Source organism: Salinimicrobium oceani (genome assembly GCF_012037645.1).
Map to the genome: position 1 here is coordinate 1 of NZ_JAAVJR010001139.1, position 354 is coordinate 354.

The 354-nt window shown below is 45.5% G+C and carries 1 protein-coding gene; it reads left to right on the plus strand.

What is annotated here, in order from left to right; genetic code table 11:
- Positions 1-354: HD domain-containing protein (locus HC175_RS21165; protein WP_168139929.1), on the plus strand; the 354-nt coding region annotated here is incomplete at both ends.

Below are 354 nucleotides of genomic sequence, written 5' to 3' on the forward strand. Positions count from 1 at the left end.
GATCTCTAACCTGGAGCATGATAAGGATGTTTCCCTGCAGGCAGAGAACTTCAGGAAAATGTTGCTTACCCTTAACGATGACGTGAGGGTGATCATTATCAAAATTGCAGATCGTTTGCACAACATGCAGACCATGGATTCCATGCGCACAGACAAGCAGGAGAAGATCGCTTCAGAAACATTATATATCTACGCTCCCCTCGCCCACCGCATCGGGCTATACAACATCAAAACCGAACTTGAAGACCTCGGATTGAAATACACCGAACCGGATGTTTACAACGAGATCCTTCAAAAGATCAGGGAAAGCAAAGAGGAACAGGATGTCTATATCGGGGAATTTACGCAGGTGAT